The organism is Streptomyces sp. NPDC031111, assembly GCF_055570675.1.
Window position 1 is genome coordinate 1 of record NZ_JBVIGS010000031.1, and the last position, 25885, is coordinate 25885.

Annotated in this window: 23 protein-coding genes and 1 pseudogene; 10 read left to right on the forward strand and 14 right to left on the reverse strand. The window is 72.5% G+C overall.

Going from position 1 to position 25885, the window contains the following annotated elements; translation table 11 throughout:
• The 3 genes from ACZ470_RS37435 to ACZ470_RS37445 form a co-directional block, all read right to left on the reverse strand.
• Positions 1-455 (reverse strand): SPFH domain-containing protein (locus ACZ470_RS37435; protein WP_468434429.1); only part of this gene is annotated, 455 nt, incomplete at its 3' end.
• A 192-nt stretch (positions 456-647) separates the two neighbouring features.
• A complete protein-coding gene (locus ACZ470_RS37440; RefSeq protein ID WP_468434430.1) occupies positions 648-1553 on the reverse strand; it encodes a S1 family peptidase in 906 nt (301 codons plus the stop codon).
• Between the two features lie 322 nt (positions 1554-1875).
• Positions 1876-3045, reverse strand: a complete 1170-nt coding sequence (locus ACZ470_RS37445) for a DUF5685 family protein (RefSeq protein ID WP_468434431.1) — start codon at positions 3043-3045, stop codon at positions 1876-1878.
• 290 nt (positions 3046-3335) lie between these two features.
• On the opposite strand from ACZ470_RS37445, the gene ACZ470_RS37450 reads away from it, so the two are divergent.
• Entirely contained in the window at positions 3336-3773 is a 438-nt protein-coding gene (locus ACZ470_RS37450; protein ID WP_468434432.1) for a cell division protein SepF, read from the forward strand.
• 36 nt (positions 3774-3809) lie between these two features.
• Here the strand turns inward: ACZ470_RS37450 and ACZ470_RS37455 are convergent, their stop codons facing one another.
• A complete protein-coding gene (locus ACZ470_RS37455; RefSeq protein ID WP_468434433.1) occupies positions 3810-5000 on the reverse strand; it encodes an acyl-CoA dehydrogenase family protein in 1191 nt (396 codons plus the stop codon).
• 213 nt (positions 5001-5213) lie between these two features.
• On the reverse strand, positions 5214-6815 hold the full coding sequence (locus ACZ470_RS37460) for an MFS transporter (RefSeq protein WP_468434434.1): 1602 nt from the start codon (positions 6813-6815) through the stop codon (positions 5214-5216).
• Positions 6816-7077: 262 nt separating this feature from the next.
• On the opposite strand from ACZ470_RS37460, the gene ACZ470_RS37465 reads away from it, so the two are divergent.
• A complete protein-coding gene (locus ACZ470_RS37465) occupies positions 7078-8331 on the forward strand; it encodes a glycosyltransferase family 39 protein (protein WP_468434435.1) in 1254 nt (417 codons plus the stop codon).
• Positions 8332-8569: 238 nt separating this feature from the next.
• Positions 8570-9574, forward strand: a complete 1005-nt coding sequence (locus tag ACZ470_RS37470; protein WP_468434436.1) for a phosphatase PAP2 family protein — start codon at positions 8570-8572, stop codon at positions 9572-9574.
• A 69-nt stretch (positions 9575-9643) separates the two neighbouring features.
• Here ACZ470_RS37470 and ACZ470_RS37475 read toward each other — a convergent pair whose 3' ends face one another.
• Complete coding sequence (locus ACZ470_RS37475; RefSeq protein ID WP_468434437.1) at positions 9644-9859, reverse strand: I78 family peptidase inhibitor; 216 nt, start codon at positions 9857-9859, stop codon at positions 9644-9646.
• A gap of 424 nt (positions 9860-10283) precedes the next feature.
• On the opposite strand from ACZ470_RS37475, the pseudogene ctaD reads away from it, so the two are divergent.
• Positions 10284-11969 (forward strand): annotated as a pseudogene (gene ctaD / locus ACZ470_RS37480) (aa3-type cytochrome oxidase subunit I); the annotation flags it as partial.
• On the opposite strand, the gene ACZ470_RS37485 reads toward ctaD, so the two are convergent.
• The 3 genes from ACZ470_RS37485 to ACZ470_RS37495 are packed head-to-tail and all read right to left on the reverse strand — an operon-like array spanning position 11854 to position 14787.
• Complete coding sequence (locus tag ACZ470_RS37485) at positions 11854-12894, reverse strand: helix-turn-helix transcriptional regulator (protein ID WP_468434438.1); 1041 nt, start codon at positions 12892-12894, stop codon at positions 11854-11856. The pseudogene ctaD and the gene ACZ470_RS37485 overlap by 116 nt on opposite strands.
• A 53-nt stretch (positions 12895-12947) precedes the next feature.
• Complete coding sequence (locus tag ACZ470_RS37490) at positions 12948-14246, reverse strand: ABC transporter substrate-binding protein (protein ID WP_468434439.1); 1299 nt, start codon at positions 14244-14246, stop codon at positions 12948-12950.
• Positions 14215-14787, reverse strand: coding sequence for an MTB12 C-terminal domain-containing protein (locus ACZ470_RS37495; RefSeq protein ID WP_468434474.1), 573 nt, complete (start codon positions 14785-14787; stop codon positions 14215-14217). Before ACZ470_RS37495 ends, ACZ470_RS37490 begins: the two co-directional genes overlap by 32 nt.
• 140 nt (positions 14788-14927) lie before the next feature.
• Between ACZ470_RS37495 and ACZ470_RS37500 the strand changes: the two genes are divergently transcribed.
• The 5 genes from ACZ470_RS37500 (at position 14928) to ACZ470_RS37520 (ending at position 20716) form a co-directional block, all read left to right on the forward strand.
• Positions 14928-15407 (forward strand): hypothetical protein, encoded by a 480-nt coding sequence (locus ACZ470_RS37500; RefSeq protein WP_468434475.1) that lies wholly within the window; start codon positions 14928-14930, stop codon positions 15405-15407.
• 11 nt (positions 15408-15418) lie between these two features.
• Positions 15419-18460, forward strand: a complete 3042-nt coding sequence (locus ACZ470_RS37505; protein WP_468434440.1) for an ABC transporter permease subunit — start codon at positions 15419-15421, stop codon at positions 18458-18460.
• Positions 18457-19119: an ABC transporter ATP-binding protein gene (locus ACZ470_RS37510; RefSeq protein ID WP_468434441.1), complete on the forward strand. Its 663-nt coding sequence runs from the start codon at positions 18457-18459 to the stop codon at positions 19117-19119. Before ACZ470_RS37505 ends, ACZ470_RS37510 begins: the two co-directional genes overlap by 4 nt.
• Positions 19120-19447: 328 nt before the next feature.
• Positions 19448-20230: a hypothetical protein gene (locus ACZ470_RS37515; RefSeq protein WP_468434442.1), complete on the forward strand. Its 783-nt coding sequence runs from the start codon at positions 19448-19450 to the stop codon at positions 20228-20230.
• Between the two features lie 87 nt (positions 20231-20317).
• The gene (locus tag ACZ470_RS37520; RefSeq protein ID WP_468434443.1) at positions 20318-20716 is read left to right on the forward strand and encodes a hypothetical protein; all 399 of its coding nucleotides are present in this window, start codon (positions 20318-20320) and stop codon (positions 20714-20716) included.
• A gap of 61 nt (positions 20717-20777) precedes the next feature.
• On the opposite strand, the gene der is transcribed toward ACZ470_RS37520, so the two are convergent.
• The 5 genes from der to aroH all read right to left on the reverse strand — a co-directional run bounded on the left by der (position 20778) and on the right by aroH (position 25267).
• Positions 20778-22268: a ribosome biogenesis GTPase Der gene (gene der, locus ACZ470_RS37525; RefSeq protein ID WP_468434444.1), complete on the reverse strand. Its 1491-nt coding sequence runs from the start codon at positions 22266-22268 to the stop codon at positions 20778-20780.
• A gap of 78 nt (positions 22269-22346) precedes the next feature.
• Complete coding sequence (locus tag ACZ470_RS37530; protein WP_468434445.1) at positions 22347-22994, reverse strand: lysophospholipid acyltransferase family protein; 648 nt, start codon at positions 22992-22994, stop codon at positions 22347-22349.
• On the reverse strand, positions 22991-23677 hold the full coding sequence (gene cmk / locus ACZ470_RS37535) for a (d)CMP kinase (protein WP_468434446.1): 687 nt from the start codon (positions 23675-23677) through the stop codon (positions 22991-22993). Before cmk ends, ACZ470_RS37530 begins: the two co-directional genes overlap by 4 nt.
• 145 nt (positions 23678-23822) lie before the next feature.
• Positions 23823-24908: a prephenate dehydrogenase gene (locus ACZ470_RS37540; RefSeq protein WP_468434447.1), complete on the reverse strand. Its 1086-nt coding sequence runs from the start codon at positions 24906-24908 to the stop codon at positions 23823-23825.
• The gene (gene aroH / locus ACZ470_RS37545) at positions 24905-25267 is read right to left on the reverse strand and encodes a chorismate mutase (RefSeq protein ID WP_468434448.1); all 363 of its coding nucleotides are present in this window, start codon (positions 25265-25267) and stop codon (positions 24905-24907) included. The genes ACZ470_RS37540 and aroH overlap by 4 nt, the downstream gene beginning before the upstream one ends.
• 208 nt (positions 25268-25475) lie before the next feature.
• On the opposite strand from aroH, the gene ACZ470_RS37550 reads away from it, so the two are divergent.
• The gene (locus tag ACZ470_RS37550) at positions 25476-25883 is read left to right on the forward strand and encodes a Rieske (2Fe-2S) protein (protein ID WP_468434449.1); all 408 of its coding nucleotides are present in this window, start codon (positions 25476-25478) and stop codon (positions 25881-25883) included.
• Positions 25884-25885 lie beyond the last annotated feature (2 nt).

The window sequence follows — 25885 nt, forward strand, 5'->3', positions numbered from 1 at the left end:
ATCGCCGGGCTGTCGATCATCAGCTCCAGGCCCTGGTTCAGCTTCTCGCGGTTGGAGAGCAGGTCGTCCAGGTCGCTCTTGCCGATGATCGACCGTAGCGAGGTCTGGGCCATCTGGGAGACCGCGAACCGGTAGTCCTCCACCCGCACCACCGCGTCGGCCGCGTCCACGACCTTGAAGTAGACGACCGCGTCGACGCGCACGGTCACGTTGTCCCGGGTGATGCCCTCCTGGGCCGGGACCGGCATCGTGACGATCTGGAGGTTGACCTTCCGCAGCCGGTCCACGAGCGGAACGATCATGGTGAACCCGGGCTCGCGCACCTGCGGGCGGAGCCTGCCGAGCCGGAACACCACCCCGCGCTCGTACTGCTTGACGACCCGCGCCGCCGCCATCACGTAGACCGCTCCGGCGGACGCCAGCGTCACTCCCGCCGTCACCAGTTCCTCGACCATCACGGCCCCCAGGGTCCGAAGTGGCGCATCAGGTGATCCCGCGTCCGGTGCCGGCCGGCGCGTCCTGGTGTGTCCTTCGACGGTAGCCCCGCGCCCCTGACAAGGGCGAGCCCCCGCACGGCGGTTGCGTGCGGGGGCTCGTCGTGCTGCCGGCTGCGGTGAAACGTGTGGTGCCGCTGGTGCCGGCCGGGTCTAGTAGACGCTGACCCCGTAGGCGCTCAGGGCCTCGGTCACCGGCTGGAAGAAGGTCGTGCCGCCGGAGGAGCAGTTGCCGCTGCCGCCGGAGGTCAGACCGTACGCGGTGCCGTTGCTGCCGTAGAGCGCGCCGCCGGAGTCGCCGGGCTCGGCACAGACCGTGGTCTGGATGAGACCGGAGACGATGTCGCCGCCGCCGTAGTTCACGGTCGCGTTGAGCGCGGTCACACGGCCGCTGTGGGTGCCCGTGGTGGAGCCGTCACGGATGACGGTGGTGCCCACGCTCGGGGTGGCCGCGCGGGTGATGTCCACGCCGTTCGCGGTGCCGGGCCGGCTGACGGAACCGGTGTAGCGCACGATGCCGTAGTCGTTGCCCGGGAAGCTGGAGCCGGCGGTCGAGCCGATGGCCGTGGTGCGCGCGGAGTTGGAGTACCAGGTGCCCGCGCCGTCGGTGCAGTGACCGGCGGTCAGGAAGTACTCGGCGCCGCTGCTGCTGCGGACGTTGAAGCCCAGGGAGCAGCGCCAGCTGCTCGCGTAGATGGCGTCACCGCCCTGGATGAGCTTGCTGAACGTACCGGGGGTGCGCTTGACGGTGATCGCGTCGGCGTCGCTTCCGGCCTGCCGCTTGATCTTGTTGATCTCGGCCTGGGAAACGGTGCTGTCGACGGTGACGACCACCCGGTTGGTCTTGCTGTCGACGGCCCAGGCGGTGCCCGGGACGTCGGCCTTCAGCACCGAGCCGCTGACGCTCTTGAGCTCGGCGGAGCTGAAGGTTGTGGGGGTGTCGGACGCGTTCGCGTTGGGGACCGCGATCGCAGCGGCGGCCACGAGGCCGGTGGATACGGCGATCAGCCGAGTCCGTCTCGAGATGCCGCTGCGGGGGGTGGTGCGCTTGATCCTCACTTCTCGTTCCTCCACAAAGGAAGTAGGGGGCCCTCGTGGGGTTGTGGGGCCCGTGAGGCGCAGCCAGTGGCCCGTGTGCCCGGATTCCGAACACGCCGTGCCCCTGACAAGCGCTTGTGGGAAGCGAGTATTCGGCCGACCGACCGTTCGGCGCAAGGGTGCCTTTTGGACGTGGACCTTTGAACCTTCTATGAGATTTGGTCCCCGCCCGAGATGGCGTTACCAGTGGTCACACTCTCGGCACGATCGGTCGAACAGCCGCGCGGTGTCCGGAATTCGCCCCTCCGGATAGCCGGTGTCCGGGCGGGTCCCCGCCCCCGGGTCAGCAGGAGCAGCCGCAGTCGCACCCGTCGCAGCCGCCGTCCTCACCGCAGCAGTTGCAGCACTCGCAGCAGTTGCAGCAGTCGCCGCACCCGCTGCAATCGCAGTTCGTGCACGGCCCCTCCTTGGGCTCACGGCTCCAGGGGTCCTCGTAACTGCCGCAGCACAACTGGCAGGTACAGGCGAGTCCCAGCCACACGGCGCAGCCGGCGAGCAGCCCGCGCCGGTCGCGGCGCGGCGGCTCGGGAGGCAGGGGGGCGCCGGGGCCACCGGGGGTGCCGGGAGGCGCGTAGGGCCCGGTTCCGTGGGCACAGGAGACCGTACCGAAGGCGCGATGGACGGAGTTGGGCAGTTCATGGACGAGCAGCCGGTGCGCGAGACCGCCGTCGCGGAACTCCACCTCGCGCAGGGCGAGCCGGATGCCGTGCACCGCGTCGTCGGCGAGCCGGCGGGCCTCGTCGAGCGGGGTCCCGGTGGCGGTGAGCGGGTTCCAGGCGCCCGACGCGGCGTCGGCGTCCTTGTCCTCCACGGCGTCCAGCAGATGCGCGAGACGCCCGAAGAGGCGTCCGGCCTCCGCGAGCGGTGCGGCGTTGTGCGGCCGGCCGGCCAGTACCGCGGTGTGCGCGAAGGCCGCCGCGGTCGCGGTCTCGGTCGGCTCGGTGACGGTGAGAATCGGGGTGCCGGGCCCGGCGAGGGTCTCGATGCCCGTCTGCCGGTCCACGGCGTCGACGAGGACGGCGGTGTCGAACCCGACGTCCGAACCGGTCCGCGCGCCCGCCCGGTCCCAGCTCGCCGCGACCCGGCGCGCGGCGAGCGCCACCGGCCTGCGCGCCAGCAGCCCGTCGCCGTCGGCGACGTGGTCGCGCACCTTGGCGGAGGCGAGGACGAGGGAGACGGCCGCCGCGAGCCGCGCGCCCTCGCCGTGCGCGACGGACGCGGTGCGCATGCCGCGCAGCGGGCAGGGTCCCGCGGTGCGCCGTCCCGCGTCGGGCCGTTCGGCCTGAGCCTCCGTCAGGACGGATATGAGGAGCCCGTCGTAGTTGGTGACGATCCGCGCGAGCTGCCCGTGGTCCCCGCGCAACGCGAGGCACAGCCCGCACAAATGGGCCATCCACTGGGCGGTGAGCTTCTCCCCGAGCCGGTGCCGACACGGTCTGACCATTCCGAACACGACGTTCCCCCGTGCAGTTGTACGACGTTGAGCGGCGGCATCGTATCGGCCGCGCGTTCACCCGTACGCACCGTCCCTCACCCATACGCCGGGAAGAATCATATTTCACTCACAGTCAGCAGCCGTTTACACCAAGACCCTTGGGAAACACGGACTCTCGACGGATCTGCTGTGCACCAGTACCGTCACAAACCCCCCGCGCGGCGTCTATCCACTTGGCGCGCCATCCGCATCATGGACGACCATAGGGGTGCGGAAAGCAAGAAAGACCGCTGTGAGAGGAGGCGTCCATGGGATCGGTACGCAAGGCGAGTGCCTGGCTTGGCCTCGTCGACGACAACGAAGACGAGCGTTACTACGACGACGACTACTCCGACGGGAACGAGCCCGGCGAGGCCTGGGTCACCGATCCGCGGGTCAAGGTGGCCTCGGACGCCGCCGAGGAGAAGGGCCGCCGGATCGGCACGGTCACCCCGGACAGCTTCCGGGACGCCCGCGCCATCGGCGAGCTGTTCCGCGAGGGCGTTCCCGTCATCATGAACCTCACGGCCATGGACGCCGGTGACGCCAAGCGCGTCGTCGACTTCGCCGCGGGCCTGATCTTCGGTCTGCGCGGTTCCATCGAGCGGGTGTCCAACCGTGTGTTCCTGCTCAGCCCGGCCGACACCGAGGTCGTCAGCGGAGAGCCGGCCGCGCACCGGTCGGACGGCTTCTTCAACCAGAGCTGAGGCGGGGCCGCGTACCGGCCCCGCCTCCTCGGAGGCTCACCGGAAGGCGTCGAGCCCGGTGAGCGCCTTGCCCAGCACGAGCTGGTGCATCTCGACGGTGCCCTCGTAGGTGAGCACCGATTCCAAGTTGGTCGCGTGCCGCATCACGGGATATTCGAGCGAGATCCCGTTGGCACCGAGGATCGTCCGCGCCGTGCGGCAGATGTCGATGGCCTCGCGGACGTTGTTGAGCTTGCCGAAGCTGACCTGCTCGGGACGCAGGCGGCCGGCGTCCATGCGCCGCCCCAGATGATGGGCGAGCAGCATCCCCTTGTGCAGTTCGACCGCCATGTCGGCGAGCTTGGCCTGGGTCAGCTGGAACCCGCCGATGGGCCGGCCGAACTGCTCCCGCGACTTCGCGTAGTCGACCGCCGCCTCGAAACAGCTCCGCGCGGCGCCCATGGCGCCCCAGACGATCCCGTACCGGGCGTGCGAGAGACAGCTGAGCGGCCCCTTGAGCCCGGTCACCTCCGGCAGCACGGCGTCGGCGGGCAGCCGTACGTCGTCGAGGACCAGCTCGCTGGTGACGGAGGCGCGCAGCGACCACTTGTGCTTGATCTCGGGCGCCGAGAAGCCGGGAGCGTCGGTGGGCACGACGAAGCCGCGGATCCCGTCGTCGGTCCGTGCCCACACCACGGCCACCCCGGCCACGGAACCGTTGGTGATCCACATCTTGCGCCCGTTGAGCACCCAGTCCCCGCCGTCCCGCTTGGCGCGGGTGCCCATCGAGGCGGGGTCGGAGCCGTGGTCGGGCTCGGTGAGCCCGAAGCAGCCGATGACCTCGCCGGAGGCCATCCGGGGCAGCCACTGCCGCTTCTGCTCCTCGCTGCCGAACCGGTGGATGGCGTACATGGCGAGCGAGCCCTGCACGGAGACCAGGGACCGGATCCCGGAGTCGGCCGCCTCCAGCTCCAGACAGGCGAGCCCGTACTGCACGGCGCTCGCGCCCGCGCAGCCGTAGCCCTCGAGCGACATGCCGAGGGCGCCGATGCCGCCGAGTTCCCGCGCCAGTTCCCGGATCCCGGGCAGCTCGCCCTTCTCGTACCAGTCGGCGACGTACGGGAGCACGCGGTCGGCGGCCCAGGAGCGCACGGTGTCCCGGACGGCCAGGTCCTCCGGCGTCAGCAGGTCGTCGAGGCCGAGGGGGTCGGCGGGGTCGAAGGCGGGCGGCTTCGCGGACGCGGACATGGGTGACCCTCCGGAAACGGTAAAACTAGCAGTGCTAGTCACGGCTCTGGGCCGACGTTACGCGGCAGTCTCCCGCACGTCCACCCTGCCCGCACGGGCGACCGCGGCGGGGAGCGACCGCCTGCGGACGCCGATGGCGGCCCGCCCCCACGGGCGACGTCCACTGTCCGGTTGGCGGTGAACGGGTGGTGCGCGGGTGGGAGAGCAAAGCGGTCACACCGACACGCGGGACTCCACAGCTTCCCGAGGCGCGGGCACCTCCACGGCCGACGCCTCGCACTGCATCGTCCGCGGCAACCGCATCGCCATCACCGCCCCGAGCAATAGCAACCCCGCGCTCACCAGCAGGGTCACATGCAGCCCGTGCACGAACGCGTGCCGCGCGGCGTGACGCAGCGCGGCCCCGGCGGGGGCCCCGAGCCGGTCGGCCACCTCGTACGCCTCCCCCAGGGAGTGCGAGGCCGCCGAGGACGCCGCCGCCGGCACCCCGGGCACTCCGCCGAGGCCGGGCGCGTAGGCCGCGTTCATCACGCTGCCGAGGAGCGCGATCCCTATGCCGGCGCCCAGCTGGTAGGAGGTCTCGCCGATCGCGGCCGCCCCGCCGGCCTGGTCCGGCGGCGCCTCGCTGAGCATCGACTCGTACGCCCCGAACAGCGTGGTCTCCAGACCGAAGCCGAGCAGGACGAAACCGGTGAGCAGCAGCGGGGCGTTGTCCTGTCCGCCCATCGCGGTCAGGAGCACCACCGCGCCGGCCGTCAGACAGAAGCCGGCGCAGACCATGCGGCGCGGGCCGAACCGGCGCAGCATGCGGGCGCCCGCCAGGCCCGCCGCCATCGCCGCGACGGTCAGCGGCAGCAGCCGCAGCCCGGTCTCCAGCGGGGAGAGTCCGAGCACGAGCTGGAGGTACTGCGCCGCGATCAGTTCCAGGCCCACCAGGGCGAGCATCGCCAGCACGATGCAGCCCACCGACGTACTGAACGCCGGCCGGGCGAACATCCGCAGGTCGACCAGCGGATGCGCGCGGCGCCGCTGTCGGCGCGCGAAGGCGGCCAGCAGTCCGCCGCCGACGAGCAGCGGCAGTACGGTCCACACGCTGCCGGCGGTCTCCGCGCCGCCGAGCCGCTTCACGCCGAGGACCACCGCGAACAGTCCGGTGGCGGCCATCAGCGCGCCGACCACGTCCCAGGGGCCGTTGCCGTCGCCCTTCGACTCGGGCAGCAGGATCCGTCCGACCGGAAGGCTGACCAGCATCAACGGGATGTTGACCAGGAACACCGAGCCCCACCAGAAGTGCTCCAGCAGGAAGCCGCCGAGCAGCGGCCCGACCGCCGCGCCCACCGCGGCGACCGCGCTCCAGACGCCGATGGCCAGCGCCCGCTCGCGCCGGTCCGGGAAGACCTGGCGCAGGATCGACAGCGTCGCCGGCATGATCATCGCGCCGCCGACGCCGAGCAGCGCCCGCGCCGCGATCAGCACCTGGGCGTTGTCCGCGAGGGCCGCCATGCCGGAGGCGACGCCGAACAGGGCGTAGCCGAGCAGGAGCACGCGTCTGCGGCCGACCCGGTCGCCCAGGGTGCCGAACAGGATCAGCAGCGAGGCGCAGACCAAGGGATAGGCGTCGACGATCCAGAGCAGCTCCATCGCGCCGGGCCTGAGGTCCTCGGTGACGGCGGGGACGGCCACGTGCAGCACGGTGGCGTCGACGGCGACCAGCAGCAGGCTGACGCAGAGGACGACGAGCACCACCCAGCGGTTGGCACCGGCCCCGGCCGCCCGACGGCGCAGCGCGGCGGCGGCCGTGGTCGTCCCGGACATGTACGTACCTCCCAGATGTTCCCTCGCGATCGGCGGGCACACGGGGGTGGGGACTCCCCCGTGACTCGGCCGGGGAGGAGCGGTGGTCCCCGGCCCGCGCAACGAACGGCGAGTGACACGTCAGAGTACGCGAGTGGGAGCCGGGGTCGAGTGGCGGGCCTCTCACAGCTCCGTCCGATCGGTGTGGCGTACACCACTCCCCTCCCGGACGCACACTCCCCGGCGGGCGGGGCGGTTCCGTGCCGGGTCGATAATCGGCCGCGTGAACGATCTCGACGTGCGCGTCGCCCAGGCCCGCCCCGGAGCACTGCGCCGGGCCGCCCCGGCGCTCCTCGGGTACGCCGCCGTGCGCGCCCTGGGCCTGGTCGTCCTGGCCGTGTGGAGCGGGGCGCGGGGCAAGGACGCGTACACCTTGCTGACGGCCCGCTGGGACGCCCTCTGGTACACGAGGGTGGCCGAGCTGGGATACGGCTACGAGGTGCGGCTGCCCAACGGTGACGTGCACTCCAACCTGGCCTTCTTCCCGCTGCTGCCGTGGCTGGAGCGGCTGGCGGCGGCGGTGTCGCCGCTGTCGTACGCCGACGGGGGCTTCCTGGTCGGCGTGCTCGCCTCGCTCGCCGCGGCCTGGGGGATCTTCGCGGTGGCGGACCATGTGTACGGGCGCCGGGCGGGGGTGTGCGCCGTGCTGCTGTGGGCGGTGCTGCCGGTCGGGATCGTGCAGTCGATGGCGTACAGCGAGTCCCTGTTCACCGCGCTGGCCGCGTGGTCGCTGTACGCCGTGCTCACGGGGCGCTGGGTGACGGCGGGCGTCCTGGCGGGCCTGGCGGGGCTGACCCGGCCGGTGGGGCTGGCGGTGGTCGCGGCGGTGTGGGTGGCGGGCATCGCCTCCTTCGTGCGGGAACGGAGCACGGCGCCGGGGCAGGGCGCGCGGGACGCGGGACGCGCCGGCGCTCCCGCGGACGCCCGGCGCTTCCCGGCGCCGGAGGGCGCCCCCCGGGAGCCCGGTGCACCCGGCGCGCGCCTGCGCCGGGTGCTCGGCATGCTCCTCGCGCCCCTCGGAGCCGCCGGTTACGTTCTGTGGGTGGGGCACCGGACCGGGAAGGGCCCGCTGGGATATCTCGACGTGCAGGCCGGATGGCGGAACGGGTTCGACGGGGGTTACGCCTTCGCCCGCTTCGTCGCCGACAAGTTCACGTCCTTTCCGTCCGCCCTGGCGGGGCTCGGACTGATCGTCGGCGTCGGCCTCGTGGTGTGGCTGTACGTCGTCGGTGTACGGCAGCGCCAGCCGCTCCCGCTGCTGGTGTACTCGGGTGTCGTCACGGCCCTCGCCCTGTGCGCGTCGAGCTACTTCGGCTCGAAACCGCGGCTGCTGATGCCCGCCTTCCCCCTGCTGCTGCCCCTCGCCCTGGCCCTGTCCCGACTGCGTACGCGCAGGTCGGCGCAGGTCGTGGGGGTGGTCGCGGCGGCCTCGGCGGTGTACGGCGCCTTCTGGCTCAACGGCTCCGGACCGCCCTGACCCGCCCCGAACGGCCGATGAGCACCGAGGAAATTCCGGACCAGCCCCCGGTGAACGAATTCAAAAGCGCGATAAAACCGTCCTCCGGAATGATCAAAGGAATTGAAGTCCGCGGCATCCGGGGTTTGTGGATTCGCCGGTAATAAAGGCCCTCCTGAGAGGAATGCCACATCACATCGTCATCACAAAGAGCCTGATTGGACGGGGTTCCGCACTCACTCGCTGTAACGTCGATTGGGTGCGTACCGAACGGAAGCCCACCCGTCTGGACCGGGTGTTCGCGAGGCTGGATCGTGAGCCGGAACGACCGGCTCACATCGGCGTGCCGCGGATGAGCCGGCACCGGGTGGTGCTGTTCGGCGCCGCCCTGGCCTTCTATCTGGCGATCGTGTGGGCCGTGGTGATCACCTCCTGGCTGGTCCGGCTGGACTGGCAGGTGATGTTCTTCCGCCCCTACCAGCAGTGGTCCGAGCTCCACGCCTTCGTCGACTACTACGTGGTGCTCGGCCAGCGCGGCCCGACCGCCGTGATGGTCGCGGCCTGGCTGGGCTGGCGCTCCTGGCGGCAGCACACCCTGCGCCCGCTGCTGGCCCTCGGGGTCTCCCTGCTGCTGCTCAACGTCACCGTCGGCGCCGCCAAGTACGGCATGGGGCGCCTCGGACCCCACTACGCGACCGAGATCGGCTCGAACGAGATGTGGCTCGGCGGGGATATATTTCCCAGCGGCCACACCGCGAACGCGGTGGTGACGTGGGGGATCCTGGCCTATCTGGCCTCCACCCCGAGGGCGCGCCGCTGGCTGTCGGCCGTGTCCGCGGTGACCTCGCTCGGCGTGGGGCTGTCCACCGTCTACATCGGGACCCACTGGCTGAGCGATGTGATCCTTGGCTGGGTCGCGGGCCTGCTGATCCTGCTCGCGCTGCCCTGGTTCGAGCCGCTGATCGCCCGCGCGGAGGAGCGGATCTTCGACCTGCGCGCCCGCTGGCGGGCCCGTCGGGGGGCCGCGGCACCGGCGGCCGGTCCGGTGGGACGGCCCGTCATGCTCAAGCCGCTCACCGACCGCGCGGACCCGGCGCCCGAGCCGGTTCCGGCGGGCCGTCCGGCCTCCCGGTCGCCCGCCTATCTGGCACCCGGGCCGCACACGACCCGCGGGGAGCGCTCCCCGGTCACGCCGGGCGGCAGCCGCCGCCCGCCGCACTCGGAGCGCCACCCGCGCGGTACGACGTCGGCGACCCGTCCCTGAGCCGGCCCAGCGTCCGGTACGAACATCACGGCCCCGGTTCCGGCAGGGAACCGGGGCCGTCGCCGTGTCTCAGCCCTTCCAGGCCCGCGCCACCACACCGTCCTTCACCTCGAAGTTCAGCCGGCCCACGCGGTACTCCATGGTGATGATCGCCCCCGGCGGCAGGGCCCGCACGGTCGACCAGCCGCGCTCCCGCGCGAGGTGCTCGGCCCGGTCGGCCGCGAGGCCCACATAGGTGTCCGGGCTGTCGTGGGGTTCCCCCGAGGGGGTCGGAATGGGTGCCATACCGTCACGCTATGCCCTGGCCCGGGAGCGGGGAAGCCCGCGCCGGGAACACCGGTCCGTATCCCCCCGCGGTCACACTTCTGTCACAGGATCACGACAGACGTACAGGCCGGTGGCCTTCACCCGGATGGGCGGTTCGGTACGCCTTCCGCAGGCATTCGAACGTAATTCCCGCGTGTCACACCGCGGTCGTGATTATCCCCGGCGGAAAGTGCCGGAGGACGTACTTCCGAAGCCCCATTTCCTTACCGCCGCCGTGTGTCACCCCGCAGGCCGGTGCGCACAGAAAATACTCGTTTTCGCCACATGATCCACCACGTCCCCTGTCGGAGGCAGGGCAGGCGCGAGCATCATGGCGTGGGCCCGGAGGTACAGAGGCGCGGGCTCCGGCGGGCCCGGCGCGCGAGGAGCGAAGGGGCGAGCGATGGGGACGCAGACCGTTCAGACGGCGGCGGGACCGGCACCCAGTCGGCGGCGCGGGCAGGTGGTGATCGACTGGCTGACCACCACCGACCACAAGAAGATCGGCCACCTCTACCTGATCACGTCGTTCGTGTTCTTCCTGATCGCCGGTGTGATGGCCCTGCTGATGCGGGCCGAACTGGCCCGGCCGGGACTACAGCTCATCGACAACCAGCAGTTCAACCAGATGTTCACCATGCACGGCACGATCATGCTGCTGCTGTTCGCGACGCCCAGCTTCGCCGGGTTCGCCAACGAGCTGATGCCGCTCCAGATCGGGGCGCCCGACGTGGCCTTCCCGCGGCTGAACATGTTCTCGTACTGGCTGTTCCTGTTCGGCGGGCTGATCGTGCTCGGATCGCTGGTGGTCACCGGGGGCCCGGCGGCGTACGGCTGGTTCGCCTACGCGCCGCTGAACAGCCTGCGGTTCTCGCCCGGTCTTGGCCCGGACCTGTGGATCATGGGGCTGGCGCTGGCCGGCTTCGGCACCATCCTCGGCGCCGTCAACTTCATCGCCACCATCGTCGGGATGCGCGCCCCCGGGATGACGATGTTCCGGATGCCGCTGTTCACCTGGAACACGCTGTTCACCTCGATCCTGATCCTGATGGCGTTCCCGGTGCTCGCGGCGGCGCTGCTGGTGCTGGAGGCGGACCGGCGGTTCGGTTCCCAGGTCTTCGAGGCCGCGGGCGGCGGAGCGCTCCTGTGGCAGCACCTGTTCTGGTTCTTCGGCCATCCCGAGGTCTACATCATCGCGCTGCCGTTCTTCGGGATCGTCACGGAGATCATCCCGGTGTTCAGCCGCAAGCCGCTGTTCGGCTATCTGACGCTGGTGGGCGCGACGATGGCCATCACCGGGCTGTCGATGGTGGTGTGGGCGCACCACATGTTCGCCACCGGCGCGGTGCTGCTGCCGTTCTTCTCCTTCATGAGCTTCCTGATCGCGGTGCCGACGGGCGTGAAGTTCTTCAACTGGACCGGCACCATGATCAAGGGCTCGCTGTCGTTCGAGACGCCGATGCTGTGGGCGACGGGCTTCCTGGTGACGTTCCTGTTCGGCGGTCTGTCCGGGGTGATCCTGGCGTCGCCGCCGCTGGACTTCCACGTGACGGACTCGTACTTCGTCGTCGCCCACTTCCACTACGTGGTCTTCGGCACCGTCGTCTTCGCGGTCTTCGCGGGCTTCTACTTCTGGTGGCCCAAGTTCACCGGGAAGATGCTCGACGAACGGCTCGGCAAGATCCAGTTCTGGACGCTGTTCGTCGGCTTCCACATGACGTTCCTGGTGCAGCACTGGCTGGGCGCCGAGGGCATGCCCCGCCGCTACGCCGACTATCTGGCGGCGGACGGCTTCACCGCGCTGAACACCGTCTCGAGCATCGGCGCCTTCCTGCTCGGCATGTCCACGCTGCCCTTCCTCTACAACGTCTGGAAGACCGCCAAGTACGGCGAGAAGGTCGAGGTCGACGACCCCTGGGGGTTCGGCCGCTCCCTGGAGTGGGCGACCTCCTGCCCGCCGCCCCGGCACAACTTCACGACACTGCCCCGGGTCCGTTCGGAGTCGCCGGCGTTCGACCTGAACCATCCGGAGTACGCGGCGATGACGCCGCAGCCCGAGCCAAAGAGCGACCAAGCCGGTCATGAGCCACTCTGACCGCGTCGAGCAGCTCGACCGGCTCCAGCACCTCGAACTCGAAGCCGAGCAGCATCACATGGATCACCATGACGTCGAGGCTCGCGGCCCCGGTCCGCAGCAGGCAGCTGTCCGGGCTCTCCGCCTCCAGCGTCCCCGCGGTGGGTGAGATCCGCTCGGCGGCCTCCTCCACGGGCACCAGCAGGCGGATCACGGCGTGCGAGGCGTACACGCGCGTGGAGACACCCTGGGAGACATAGGCGGCCAGGTCCTCGGCGGGCGGCTCGCGCGGGACGAACCGCGGACCGTGCGGCGGCCTGGGGGTGATGCGGTCCGCGCGGAAGGTGCGCCAGTCCCCGCGGTCGAGGTCCCAGGCGACCAGGTACCAGCGGCGCTCGGAACACACCAGGCGGTGCGGCTCGACGGTGCGGCGGCTCTGCGCGCCGTCGTGCCCCCGGTACTCGAAGCGCAGCCGCTCGGCGTCCCGGCAGAGGTGGGCCAGTTCGGTGAGCACGGCCGGGTCGACCGCGTCCGCGCGGGGACCGCGCAGCATGGGCACGGTGAACGCGTTCAGGGCCCCCACGCGGCGGCGCAGCCGGTTCGGCAGCACCTGTTCCAGCTTGGCGAGGGCCCGTACGGAGGTCTCGCCGATGCCGTCGACGCCCTGCCCGGCGGCGGTGCGCAGCCCGACGGCGACGGCCACGGCCTCCTCGTCGTCCAGCAGCAGGGGCGGCAGTTCGGCGCCCGCGCCCAGCTGGTAGCCGCCGCCGGTGCCCGGGCTGGCGTTGACGGGGTAGCCGAGCTCGCGCAGCCGGTCCACGTCCCGGCGCACGGTGCGCGGGGAGACGCCGAGCCGTTCGGCGAGATCGGCGCCGGACCACTCGCGGTGGGCCTGGAGCAGGGACAGCAGACGCAGCAGGCGTGCCGAGGTCTCCAACATGGGGGCGAGTCTGCCAGCCGTCGCGGACAGGTACTGTCCTCAAGTGCGCGGCCTCAGGGCTCGTACGCCAGCCGCGGCACCTCGAAGCAGGTGTCGTTCATGTCGCCCTGCGACACCCAGCCCTCGCCGTCCCGCCAGCGGGCCACGGACAGACAGGTCCGGCCGGTCGTCGGTGGCTCGGGCGACTTCTCGAACGAGACGGGGAGCAGCAGGCCGCCCGCGGTGTAGTCCCGGGCGCGGTTCACGTACGCGTCGACGCACGCGCGCGTGATGCCCGTACCGGCGCAGGACTTCGCCGCGTCGGTGAACCAGCGGGCGGCGGCCCAGCCCTCCAGCTGCCACTGGGAACGCGTCCTCAGGTCCTCGGTGGCGTCCCGGAACTCGCGTACGGCCGCGTGGCCGGTGTCCTCGAAGTTGCGGCTGGAGCCGGTCGCCCACAGGGCGTTGCGGCAGCGCGGCGCGTCCTCGTAGTCCTCGGCGACGGTGGACGTCCAGTTCTGCACGTTGGTGACCTTGGCGGTGACCCGGGCGCCGACGTCGTCCATGGCCTGGCAGAGGAGGGCGTTGCCGTGGCCGTCGATGGCGTCGAAGACCAGGTCGGCGCCCTGCTGCTTCAGGTCGGCGGCCACCGCGCGGAAGTTGGGCAGCGCGAAGTCGACCTGTTCGGTGACCACCTTGTAGCCCTCGGCCTTCAGGCCCCGTTCCACGAGTCGGGCGTAGGCGGCGGACGCGGACTGGTTGTAGGAGACGACGGCGGCCGTGCGGGCGCCGTGCTCGCGCTTGAAGTAGCGGTAGACCTCGGTGCCGCCGTACAGCCTGCCGTCCCAGCCGGTTGTGCCGTTCCGGGGCGCCGCGCTGCCGTAGATGCCGTACAGGTGCGGGTAGGTGTCGTAGGCGGTGCCGATGGGCTGGCCGCCGATGTCGGGCACGCCCGCGCGGGAGACGCGGGAGGCGCCCGCGTAATCCAGGGCGGTGGTGGCGACCAGCGCGACGACCTTCTCCTCGTCGATCAGCCGGTGCACGCACTCGTTGTTGCCGACGCCGCTGCCGCCGTCGTCGCAGGTCCGCACCTCGACACGGCGCCCGTCCACGCCCCCGGCCGCGTTGAGCCGTTCGAACCATGCCTTCGCGCCGTCCCGGGGACCGGTGAAGGCGCCGCCGCCGACCGGGCTGGTGGCGCTGGTCACGATGCCGACGCGGATCGGTTCGCCGGTGTCCCGGGTGGGTGCGGGCGGGCGGTCCTCGCGCTCGAAGTCGCTCTCCGGCAGGCGGCTGCCGCATGCCGCGGTCAGGGCGAGCAGTAGGGCCGCGGCGAGCGCCTCAGCAGCCCGGGATGTCCGGTGTCGAGCCATCGCCGCTCAGTTGCACCAGCGCGCACAGGGACTTGACCGACACCTTCCAGGTGCCGTCGTCGTCGACGGCGACGCCGGAGGCGTCCGGGAGGGCGGTGGCGCCCTTGAGGGTCAGGGCGAACTTCACGTCGGCCTCCGTCGGTGAGGTGAACGAGACCTCGGTGACCTGCGCCTTCACCTGTCCGACGCGCTCGTCGCCGCTGAACGCCTCGAGCACCGGGCCCAGCAGTTCGCCGTTCTGCAAGAGGTTCTTCTTCTCGTCCAGGGTGGTCTGGGGGTCGAAGAACTTCTCCCAGTTCTGCCGGATCTCCCGCTCGGCCGCCTCCTGGTCCGCGGGCGCGCTGCCGGGTGCGCTCGTCGTGCGGTCCGCGGTCGCGGTGGGGGGCGGGCTGCCGCCGCCACCGTCGTCGTCGGTGCAGGCCGCGAGGCCCGGCGCGAGGAGCAGGATCAGGGCGGCGGTCAGCGCCGTGCCCCGTCCCGCCGCCCGTGGGCCGCGCCCCGTCCTCGCGTTCCCCCGCCTGAGGTCGCTGCCGAGAACCATCTGGCTCACCAATCGGGTGTCGGTCCGGACGGTGTGCGCCCGGTGCTTTCAGGGTCGGCTCGGACGGGGCATAGTGCAAGCCACGGGAGCACGTGGAGGAGAGGCGTCCAGGCACAGAGACCCGACGTGTGGGAGCGATGATGCGCACAGCCCGACGGTGGATCGCGCACCCCGTCCTCTGGGCCGGCTGGGCCGCGCTCGCCGCCGGCGCGGTGCTGTGCGTCCTCGGCTGGTACGGCGTCTCGGGCGAGCGTTACGCCGAGCGTCAGCTGCCCTACCTGGCCTCCTGCACCGTCCCCGGGGCCGCGCTGATCGTCGCCGGGTCGGTGCTGCTGGCCCACGGCCGGGGCTCGATCGCCGCCACGCGCGTGGAGGAGCTCTACGGCCTGCTGGTGGAGCCCGAGCCGGCCGACGGGGACGCGAACGGCCGGGCGGCCGGCTCGCCGCTCGCGGTGAGCGGCGAGATGCTGATGGTGCCGGGCGGGACGCTGTGGCACCGCGCGGACTGCCCACTGGTCGCGGGGAAGGCGGAGGCGGTTCCGGTGGACGGGAAGCTGATCGCGAGCGGTGAACTGGGGCCCTGCCCGATCTGTGAGCCCGCCGAAGAAGAAGCCGGCTGAAGCCCTCGCCGATGTCCTCCCTGACGTACGACCTCACGCTGGCCGGCCTGTCGGTGGGTGCCGCGGCGGCGCTCACCGGGATCGGCCTGATCGTGACGTACCGGGCGACGGGGGTGCTGAACTTCGCGCACGGTGCGATCGCGATGGTGTGCGCGTACGTGCTGCGCGGCTGCGTGGTCGACTGGGGCTGGCCGCTGTGGTGGGCCGCGGCGCTGACGCTGCTGGTGGTGGCGCCGGGGATCGGGGTGGTGCTGGAGCGGTTGGTGTTCCGGCCGCTGTCCGTGCGGGGCGGTGATCCGGCGCAGACGCTGGTGGCGTCCATCGGGGTGTTCGTGCTGCTGGTGGGCGGGGCGGCGCTGCTGTGGGGGCAGGGGGCGCGGGACGACGCGCCGGTGCTGGTGTCGGCGGAGCCGTGGGGGCAGCTGGCGGTGGTGGCGGTGCTGGCCGTCGGGGTCGCGGCGGTGATCCGCCGGACCCGGTTCGGGCGGGAGCTGCGGGCGGTCGTGGACGACCGGCGGCTGGCGGTGCTCGCCGGTGTGGACGCGGACCGGGTGGCGGCGGTGGGGTGGGCGTTCGGCTCGTTCACGGCCGGTCTGACCGGCGTGCTGCTGGCACCGTACGTGCGGCTGGACCCGTACGGGCTGCCGCTGCTCGTGATGGAGGTGGTGGCGGTCGCGGTCGCCGCGCGGATGCGCGGTCTGACGGTGGCGGTGGTCGTCGCGCTCGGCATCGGGGTGGCGCAGAGTCAGCTGACGCGGCTGCACCCGTCCGGGTGGGGCGAGCCGCTGCTCCAGGCGGTGGGCGCCAACCTCTTCGTGGTGGCGCTGCTGTTCGCCGCCCTGGTGCTGCCCGGCGTCGGCGCGCGCGACGCGCTCCCGCGCGCGGCCACCGCGCGGGTGCCGGCCCCGCCGGGCGCCTGGATCGTGGCCGGGGTGCTGTTCCTGCTGCCGCTGGGCTTCGCCGGGAGCGATCTGCACACGGCGGTGCAGGTGCCGGCGTTGGGGGTGGTGCTGCTGTCGCTGGTCGTGGTGACTGGGCGGGGCGGTCAGATCTCGCTGGGGCAGGCGGCGTACGCGGGTCTGGGCGCCCTCTTCACGGCGCTGCTGGCGGCCGGCCGCTTCCCCGGGCTCCCCCGGCTGCCCGAGCTGGCCGCGCTGGCGGTGGCGGTCGTTCTGGTCGCTCCGCTGGGCGTGCTGACCGGATGGCCGGCGATCGGCCGCCGGGGGCTGGCCCTTGCGCTGGCGACGTTCGCGGTGGGCGTCGGCGTGAGCCGCTTCGTCTTCGCCCAGCCGTACGCCACGTCCGGCCTGTCCCTGGGCCGTCCGGCGGGCTTCGACGGGGACCGCGCGTACTACGTCCTGGAACTGGTCCTGCTCGGCTGCGCGCTGCTGGCGGCACAGGCACTGCGCCGGGGCCGTACCGGCCGTGCCCTGGCGGCGATGCGGGACCACGAGTCGGGGGCGCGGGCGGCGGGCGTGCGCGTGCCGTCGCTGAAACTCCTCGCCTTCGTCTGCGGTGCCGCGCTGGCCGCGCTGGGCGGCGGCATGCTCGGCATGGGGCTGCGCGCCTTCGATCCGGCGGCGTACGACCCCGTGCGGGGCCTGCTGTGGTTCGCCGCGGTCGTGGTCCTGGGCGCCGACAGCACCCTGGGCGCCCTGCTGGCGGCGGCTCTCCTGGTCGGCCTGGACGCGGGCACGCGCGGGGGCGTCGCGGCGGCGGTGATCGGCGTCCTGGCCGTCCTGACGGGCCGCTTCCCGAACGGCCCCTACGAGGCCCTGCGCGAGGCGACACGCCGCCTGCACCCGACCCCGACCCCCCTGGCAGCCCGCGTACGCCGCCGCCTGCACGGCCCGACACCCGCCCCGGTACCCCTCTCGGTACCAACGGGAGCGACAGCGACGGGCGCTGTCCCGCAGCCGGACGAGCCGGGCAGACAACCCCCGACACCCCCAGCCGGACGCCGCACGCGCGACCGACCCACAGCGCAAGCCATCGAGCCCCCCGTACCGCCGACAGGAGCAACCACAACGGACGCCGGGCAGCCCGACGAGACGGGAAAGCAACCCCCGACGCCCCCGGTCGGACGCCGCACGACCGGCCGACCCGCAACGGAGGGCTTCGGAACCCCGGTACCGCCGACGGAAGCAACCGCGACGGACGCCGGCCCGCAGCCCGACGAGCGGGGAAAGCAGCCCCCGACGCCCCAGGCCGAACACCGCGCGGGCGGCCGACCCTCAGCGCAAGGCATCAGGCCCCCCGTACCGCCGGCGGGAGCGACCGCGACGGGCGTCGGACCGCAGAAGCAGCCCCCGGTGCCCTCCGCGGGGCGCCATACGGGCGGGCCGGCGGAGGGGCTCGGGGTGGTGCTCGCCGCGCGCGGGCTGTGTGTGCGGTACGGCGGGTTCACCGCGTTGGACGGGGTGGGGCTCGACCTGCCGGCCGGGCGCGTGGTCGCGGTCGTCGGGCCCAACGGGGCCGGGAAGAGCACCCTGTTCCACTGTCTGGCGGGAACCGTGCGCCCCGCGCGGGGGTCCGTCTCGCTCGCGGGACGCGACATCACGCGGCTGCCCGCGCACGCCCGTACCCGGCTCGGTGTCGCGCGGACGTTCCAGCAGCTGGCGGTCTTCCCGACGCTGACCGTCGCCGACAACGTGCGCGTCGGTGCCGAGCAGGGCCGGCTGCGCGACCCCCGCGCGGTGGAGCGGGCGCTGCGGCTCTTCGGGCTGGACGGGCCGGTACGGGCCCGGCCCGCCGCCGGGCTGCCCACCGGGACGCTGCGCCGGGTGGAGCTCGCACGGGCCCTCGCCGCCGCCCCGCGCGTGCTGCTGCTCGACGAACCCGCCGCCGGTCTCGACACCGCCGAGGTCGCCGCGCTGGCCCGGATCCTGAAGGCGCTGGCCGCCGACGGCACGGCGCTCCTCGTCGTCGAGCACGACCTCGACCTCGTCGCCGGCCTCGCCGACACGGTGCACGTGATGGCGGCGGGCCGGATCGTCGCCTCCGGACCGCCCGGAAGCGTGCTGGGCACCCTCGGGGAGGCGACCGCGCCGTGACCACCATCTCCCTGCGCCGGGCGCGCGTACGGTACGGCCCCCTGGAGGCCCTGCACGGCGTCACCCTCGCCGCACCCGGGCCCGGTCTGACCGTGCTCCTGGGCCGCAACGGGTCCGGCCGTACGACCGCCCTGAGCGCGCTGGCCGGTGCCGTGCCGCTGTCGGGCGGGGCGGTGGTGTGGGACGGCGAGGACGTGACGGCCGTACCGGCGTACGAGCGGGCGCGGCGCGGGCTGTGCCTGGTGCCGGAGCGGCGGGCCGTGTTCGGCTCCCTCACCGTGCGCGAGAACCTCGCCCTCACGGCTTCCGACCCCGCTCCCGCCCTCGACGCCTACCCCCAGCTGCGGCCGCTGCTGGAACGCCGGGCCGGCACGCTCTCCGGCGGCGAGCAGCGGATGCTGGCCCTGTGCCGGGCCTTGCGGGCACGCGCGCGCGTGGTGCTCGTCGACGAGCCCGCCCAGGGCATGTCGCCGGCGGTCGCGGCCCGTACGTACGAGCTGCTGACCGCGCTCGACGCGTGCGTCGTCGTCGCCGAGCAGCGACTGCCGCCCGCCCTGCGCGGCCGCCCCGCCCTCGTGTACGTACTGCGCCGGGGCGCGGTGGTGTTCGCCGGCGAGGCGGACGAACCCGGCCGGCCCTCCTTCACCCCGCGGCCGTAGGGCCCGTCCCGTCTTTTTGCCGTGAACAGCGACGAATTTCAGCCACCCACTTCATTCCCTGATTTCCGGATTTGTCGACCAGCCAGCAGCACGACGCCCCAGCCGTCCCACCTCCTCAACGGCAGTGACTTCGCGGCCAGTTGACGATGAATGACTGATTCCGCGCCAGGTGTGACCGTACGCGCTGGTTGGTTCGATTCCGTTCGCCTCGGGGCGTGACTCCCGCCACAGATCGCCCGTTGTCTTCTTCATGAGCCGGGGACCCACCCGGACCACGGGCCGGGAGCCACCCGGCCTCGCCACGCACCGCATCCCGAGGGAGCCACCCGTGCCGCGCATGCTCGACGTCAGCGACGAGGTACGCGCCGAGATCGGCGACGAAGAAGCGGACCGCCTGCTCGCCGGAGAGTCCGCCCCGGGCAGTTACGACTGCACCTCCTGCCGCACCCCGGGCGACCCGGAGCAGGAGCGCACCAGCACCGTCCTGTTCATCGGGGACGAGACCGCCGTGCTCGCCTTCGCCCACGCCACCTGCCTGCCCTCGCAGGTCGTCCAGGTCACCGAGCAGCAGCTCCAGGGCGCCGTGCGGGCCATCGGCGGCGACACCGGTGAACCGGCGCCCGCGAACGTCACGCCGGAGCAGGCCGTGCTCGGGGTGACCAGCGGACTGGTCCTGATCTCCGGGGAGTTGCACCCGGCGCTGGTCGTCGAGCCGACCGCGCCGGTCGCGCGGCCCGGTTCGCTCGGGGCGGGCGACGACTTCCTGCCGCTCCTCATCGAGCAGGGCTTCATGCCCCTGACCGAGCTGTCGGCCGTACCGCCGGTGCTGCACGGCTGGTCGGTGCTGCTCGCCGCGGGCCAGCTGCACGCCGTGCTCCAGCCGAACCCGAACGGCGGCCGCCCCGTGGCCTGGTGGCAGGCCCACCAGCCGCTCCAGGTCACCGACGGCTGGCGGTCGGCCGCCAACAAGCACCAGCAGGTGCTGATGTTCGCGGCCCCGGTCGGCTCGATCGGCCGGCAGCCGCGCGAGGACCTGCTGCGGGACGCGCTGGACAAGGCGGCGGCGAACGGGAAGCTGGTCGCCGCGGCACTCCCCCTCGCGGGACTCTGACCGGCCGACGGACGCGGCGCCGCCCGGCCCCCGGCGAAAGCCGCGAAAGGGCCGCATCCCTTGCGGCACGGGGTCGTTTGGACATACGTGCACGCATACGACGTTCCCCGCCGCCAGTCCCTCGCCTCGGTCCCCGCACCCGTACGCCCGGCGCAGGACTCCCGGAGCGGCCTCTCGGCCACGCCGATCTACGACGCCCTCTACACCGAGTACGTCAAGTCCTTCCGTTCGCTGCCGGGTGACCGCAGCGGCGAGGAGGAGCTGGGCTTCACGGCCTTCGGGAACATCCCGCACAGTACGGGCTCGTACGGCGGGCACAGTCCGGGCACGTTCGGCGCCTCCCTGGTGAGCGGGGCGTACGGCGGCGGCCGTCAGGGCGCCGGGCAGCAGCCGCAGTGGCAGCGGATCGGCACGGTGGGCCGGCCCGCGTCCGGGATGCACCACGTGCCGGCCGGGCTGCCACCGGCGCCGCGCAGGGGCGCCTGACCCCCGGCACGGCGAAGGGGCGGTCCCCACCGGGACCGCCCCTTCGTCGTGCAGCCGTCGGCTACTTCTTCTTGCCGCGCTTCTCACGCACCCGCACGGAGATGTGGATCGGCGTCCCCTCGAAGCCGAACTCCTCCCGCAGCCGGCGCTCGATGAACCGCCGGTAGCCCGCCTCGATGAAGCCGGAGGCGAACAGCACGAACCGCGGCGGCTTGGTGCCCGCCTGGGTGCCGAACAGGATGCGCGGCTGCTTGCCGCCCCGCACGGGGTGCGGGTGGGCGGCGACCAGCTCACCGAGGAAGGCGTTCAGCCTGCCCGTCGGAACGCGGGTCTCCCAGCCGTCCAGGGCCGTCTCGATCGCCGGGACCAGCTTCTCCATGTGCCGTCCGGTGCGCGCCGAGACGTTCACCCGCGGCGCCCACGCCACCTGGCCGAGCTCGGTCTCGATCTCCCGCTCCAGGTAGTAGCGGCGCTCCTCGTCGAGGGTGTCCCACTTGTTGTAGGCGAGGACGAGCGCACGGCCCGCCTCGACGGCCATGGTGACGATGCGCTGGTCCTGCACCGAGATCGAGTCCGCGGCGTCGATGAGGACGACGGCCACCTCGGCCTTCTCGACCGCGGCGGCGGTGCGCAGCGAGGCGTAGTAGTCGGCGCCCTGCTGGAGGTGGACGCGCTTGCGGATGCCCGCCGTGTCGACGAACTTCCAGGTCTTGCCGCCCAGTTCGATCATCTCGTCGACCGGGTCACGGGTGGTGCCGGCGAGTTCGTTGACCACGACCCGCTCCTCGCCCGCGACCTTGTTCAGCAGCGAGGACTTGCCGACGTTCGGACGGCCGATCAGGGCGACCCGGCGGGGGCCGCCGACGGCGGAGCCGAAGGTCTGCGCCGGGGCCTCCGGCAGCACCTCCAGAACCTGGTCCAGCATGTCGCCGGTGCCCCGGCCGTGCAGGGCGGAGACCGGGTACGGCTCGCCCAGGCCCAGGGACCACAGATAGGCCGCGTCGGCCTCGCCGCTCGGGCCGTCCACCTTGTTGGCGCACAGCACGACCGGCTTGCCGGCCTTGCGCAGCAGCCGGACGACGGCCTCGTCGGTGTCGGTCGCGCCGACCTTGGCGTCGACGACGAAGACGACCGCGTCGGCGGCCTCGATCGCGTACTCGGCCTGCGCGGCCACGGAGGCGTCGATGCCGAGGACGTCCTGCTCCCAGCCGCCGGTGTCGACGACCTTGAAGCGGCGGCCCGCCCACTCGGCCTCGTAGGTGACGCGGTCGCGGGTGACGCCCGGCTTGTCCTCGACGACCGCCTCACGGCGGCCGATGATGCGGTTCACCAGGGTCGACTTGCCGACATTGGGGCGGCCGACGACGGCGAGCACCGGCAGCGGACCGTGGCCCGCGGCCTCGATGGCGCCCTCGACGTCCTCGAGGTCGAAGCCCTCCTCCGCGGCGAGCTCCATGAACTCCGCGAACTCGGCATCGCCCAGCGCCCCGTGGTCGTGCTCGTGCGCACCCTCGTACGCGTCCGAGCCGTCGGGCTGGATGTGGTCGTTCATGAAGTCCGTACCTCGTCGTTCATCGTGGTGATCGGTGGAATGCCCCGTATGCGGGGCTGATCCACTACTCAGTGTCGCCTAGCGCCCGGTGAGACGCCTGGCGTTTTCCAGGTGCGTGGTGAGCTGCTTCTGGATGCGCTCGGTCGCCTCGTCCAGCGCCCTGCGCGTACGTCTGCCGCTGCCGTCGCCCGCGTCGAACGGGTCGCCGAAGACGACGTCCACGCGGGAGCGCAGCGGGGGCAGACCCTTTATCAACCGTCCGCGCCGCTCGGAACTTCCCAGGACGGCCACCGGCACGATCGGCGCGCCGCTGCGTACGGCGAAGTAGGCGAGCCCCGCGCGGAGGGAGGCGAAGTCGCCCTCGCCCCGTGTGCCCTCGGGGAAGATGCCGAGGACTCCGCCCTGCTCCAGCACGCCCAGCGCCCGGGAGATCGCCGTGCGGTCGGTGGTGTGCCGGTCCACCTTGAGCTGGCCGATGCCCGTCAGGAACGGGTCGAGCGGGCCGATGAACGCCTCCTTCTTGATCAGGAAGTGCGTCGGCCGGGGCGCCACACCCATGACCATGGGGCCGTCGATGTTGTGGGAGTGGTTCACGGCGAAGATCACCGGGCCGGCCGCGGGCACCCGCCAGGCGCCCAGCACGCGCGGCTTCCACAGCCCGTACATCAGTCCGACGCCGATGCGCCGCCCGACCTCGGCGCCCCGCACCGATGGGACGTCGGTCACTTCCCGGCCCGCTTCTCCTCGACGAGGGTGACGACGCACTCGATGACCTGCGGCAGGGTCAGCTCGGTGGTGTCCACCTCGACCGCGTCACCGGCCTTGGCCAGCGGGGAGGTCTTGCGGCTGGAGTCGTGGGCGTCCCGCTTGACCAGGGCCTCGCGGGTGGTGTGCAGGTCGGCGCCCTTGAGCTCACCGCTGCGGCGGGCGGCGCGGGCGTCCGGGGAGGCGGTGAGGAAGATCTTCAGGTCGGCGTCGGGCAGCACGGTGGTGCCGATGTCACGGCCCTCGACGACGATGCCGGTGACGGCGGAGGCGGCGATGGACCGCTGGAGCTCGGTGATCCGGGCCCGTACCTCGGGGACCGCGCTGACGGCGCTGACCTTGGAGGTGACGTCCTGCTCGCGGATCGGGCCGGACACGTCGGCGCCGTCGACGGTGATCGTCGGGTCCCGGGGGTCCGTACCGGAGACGATCTCCGGCTTCCCGGCGACGGCGGCGATCGCGGACGGGTCCTCTATGTCGATGCCGTTGGTCACCATCCACCAGGTGATCGCCCGGTACTGGGCGCCGGTGTCCAGGTAGCTCAGGCCGAGCTGCGCCGCCACGGCCTTCGACGTGCTCGACTTGCCCGTGCCGGAGGGGCCGTCGATGGCGACAATCACGGGCTGGGCGGCGCCGTTTTCCACAGGGGAACACCTTCCTGGTGCGGTGGAGTGGTGTGTGCGGGGCGCGGACACGCCCCGCACCAGATTACCGGCCCACCGGAACCCTTCCGACAAGCGGACGATCCGGCCTTCCGGGGGAGGGGCCACCCGCCCCGGCCCCCGGCCGTCACTGCCGGATCGCCCAGCCCCGCTCCCGCAGTCCCGCGGTGAGGACCGGCGCCGCCTTGGGCTCGACCATCAGCTGGATCAGACCGGCCTGCTGTCCGGTGGCGTGCTCGATGCGCACGTCCTCGATGTTGACCCCGGCACGCTCGGCGTCCGCGAAGATGCGGGCCAGCTGGCCGGGCTGGTCGTCGATGAGCACCGCCACGACCTCGTAGACGCGCGGCGCGGAGCCGTGCTTGCCGGGGACGCGGACCTGGCCCGCGTTGCCGCGGCGCAGCACGTCCTCGATGCCGGTGCTGCCCTCGCGGCGCTTGTCCTCGTCGGAGGACTGCAGCGCCCGCAGGGCCCGCACGGTCTCCTCCAGGTCGGCGGCCACGTCCGTGAGCAGGTCGGCGACCGGCCCGGGGTTCGCGGACAGGATGTCGATCCACATCCGGGGATCGGAGGCGGCGATCCGGGTCACGTCCCGGATGCCCTGCCCGCACAGCCGTACGGCGGCCTCCTCGGCGTGCTCCAGGCGCGCGGCGACCATGCTGGACACCAGGTGGGGCATGTGGGAGACGAGGGCCACGGCGCGGTCGTGGGCGTCGGCGTCCATGACGACCGGCACGGCACGGCAGTGGGAGACCAGCTCCAGGGCGAGGTTCAGCACCTCGGTGTCGGTGTCCCGGGTCGGGGTCAGCACCCAGGGGCGGCCCTCGAAGAGGTCACCGGTGGCCGCCAGCGGACCGGACCTCTCGCGGCCGGACATGGGGTGGGTGCCGATGTAGGACGCCAGGTCCAGCCCGCGCGCCTGGAGCTCGCGGCGCGGTCCGCCCTTGACGCTGGCCACGTCGATGTAGCCGCGTGCCACCCCGCGCCCCATCGCGTCGGCGAGCACCTCGGCCACATGGGCGGGCGGGGCGGCGACGATCGCCAGGTCGACGGGACCGTCGGGGGCCCGGTCCGTGCCGGCGCCGAGCGCGGCGGCCGTACGGGCCTGTTCCGGGTCGTGGTCGGCGAGGTGGACGACGACGCCCCGCTGGGACAGGGCGAGGGCGGCGGACGTGCCGATGAGTCCGGTGCCGATGACGAGTGCGGTTCTCACTGGGCGATGTCCTTGCGCAGGGCGGCCGCGGCACCGAGGTACACGTGCGCGATGTCGGCGCGGGGCCGGTCGGACTCGATGTGCGCGAGGACCCGTACGACACGGGGCATGGCGCCCTCGATGTCCAGTTCCTGGGCGCAGATCAGGGGGACGTCGACGATGCCGAGCTTGCGGGCGGCGGCGGCCGGGAAGTCGCTGTGCAGGTCGGGTGTCGCCGTGAACCAGAGGCTGATCAGGTCGTCGGTGTGCAGGTCGTTGCGCTCCAGGATCGCGGTGAGCAGCGCCCCGACCAGTTCCTCCATGTGACCGGCCTCGTCCCGCTCCAACTGGACGGCCCCCCGGACCGCGCGTACCGCCACGACGATGCTCCTTGCTGATGTGCCTGCCGGCTGTTCGGTCATCCAGCGTAGTCAGGCCGCCAGGACACGGTGCCGGGCGACCGCCGACTGAGACGGGTGATGTGCACGTTTCATGATGTTTCGTTGTGAGTTGCTTCTCCTTGGCCCACTTCAGTGCCAAGATGCAGAAACCGTGACCAGCCGCCCCACCCCTCCCCGGAGTGACGACATGACCCCTCGCGCGACGCGCCGCACGGTCCTCCTCGCGACAGGTGCGGCGGCACTGGCCGCGGGCTGCGGCGGAGACGGTGGTGAGGACAGCGGGGGCGACACCCCGCCGGACACCGCCGGGCAGGAGCTGACGTCGACCGCCGACGTCCCGGTGGGCGGGGGCACGATCCTCGCGGACGAGAAGATCGTGGTCACCCAGCCCGCGGAGGGCGACTTCAAGGCCTTCTCCGCGATCTGCACCCACCAGAACTGTGTGGTGGCCGATGTCGCGGACGGCACCATCAACTGCACCTGCCACGGCAGCCGGTTCAAGATCACCGACGGCTCGGTGGAGCGCGGCCCGGCGACCAGGCCGCTGCCCGAGGAGCCGATCACGGTCGAGGGAAATTCGATCCGCCGGGCGTGATC

Excerpts from the sequence above, each read along its gene's own strand:
- ACZ470_RS37460 (WP_468434434.1), bottom strand. The coding sequence starts at position 6,815 with ATGTCCGGGACGACCACGGCCGCCGCCGCGCTGCGCCGTCGGGCGGCC.
- ACZ470_RS37490 (WP_468434439.1), bottom strand. The coding sequence starts at position 14,246 with ATGGCTCGACACCGGACATCCCGGGCTGCTGAGGCGCTCGCCGCGGCC.
- ACZ470_RS37475 (WP_468434437.1), bottom strand. The coding sequence starts at position 9,859 with ATGGCACCCATTCCGACCCCCTCGGGGGAACCCCACGACAGCCCGGAC.
- ACZ470_RS37450 (WP_468434432.1), top strand. The coding sequence starts at position 3,336 with ATGGGATCGGTACGCAAGGCGAGTGCCTGGCTTGGCCTCGTCGACGAC.
- der (WP_468434444.1), bottom strand. The coding sequence starts at position 22,268 with ATGAACGACCACATCCAGCCCGACGGCTCGGACGCGTACGAGGGTGCG.
- ACZ470_RS37485 (WP_468434438.1), bottom strand. The coding sequence starts at position 12,894 with ATGTTGGAGACCTCGGCACGCCTGCTGCGTCTGCTGTCCCTGCTCCAG.
- ACZ470_RS37495 (WP_468434474.1), bottom strand. The coding sequence starts at position 14,787 with ATGGTTCTCGGCAGCGACCTCAGGCGGGGGAACGCGAGGACGGGGCGC.
- ACZ470_RS37455 (WP_468434433.1), bottom strand. The coding sequence starts at position 5,000 with ATGTCCGCGTCCGCGAAGCCGCCCGCCTTCGACCCCGCCGACCCCCTC.
- ACZ470_RS37500 (WP_468434475.1), top strand. The coding sequence starts at position 14,928 with ATGCGCACAGCCCGACGGTGGATCGCGCACCCCGTCCTCTGGGCCGGC.
- ACZ470_RS37505 (WP_468434440.1), top strand. The coding sequence starts at position 15,419 with ATGTCCTCCCTGACGTACGACCTCACGCTGGCCGGCCTGTCGGTGGGT.
- ACZ470_RS37550 (WP_468434449.1), top strand. The coding sequence starts at position 25,476 with ATGACCCCTCGCGCGACGCGCCGCACGGTCCTCCTCGCGACAGGTGCG.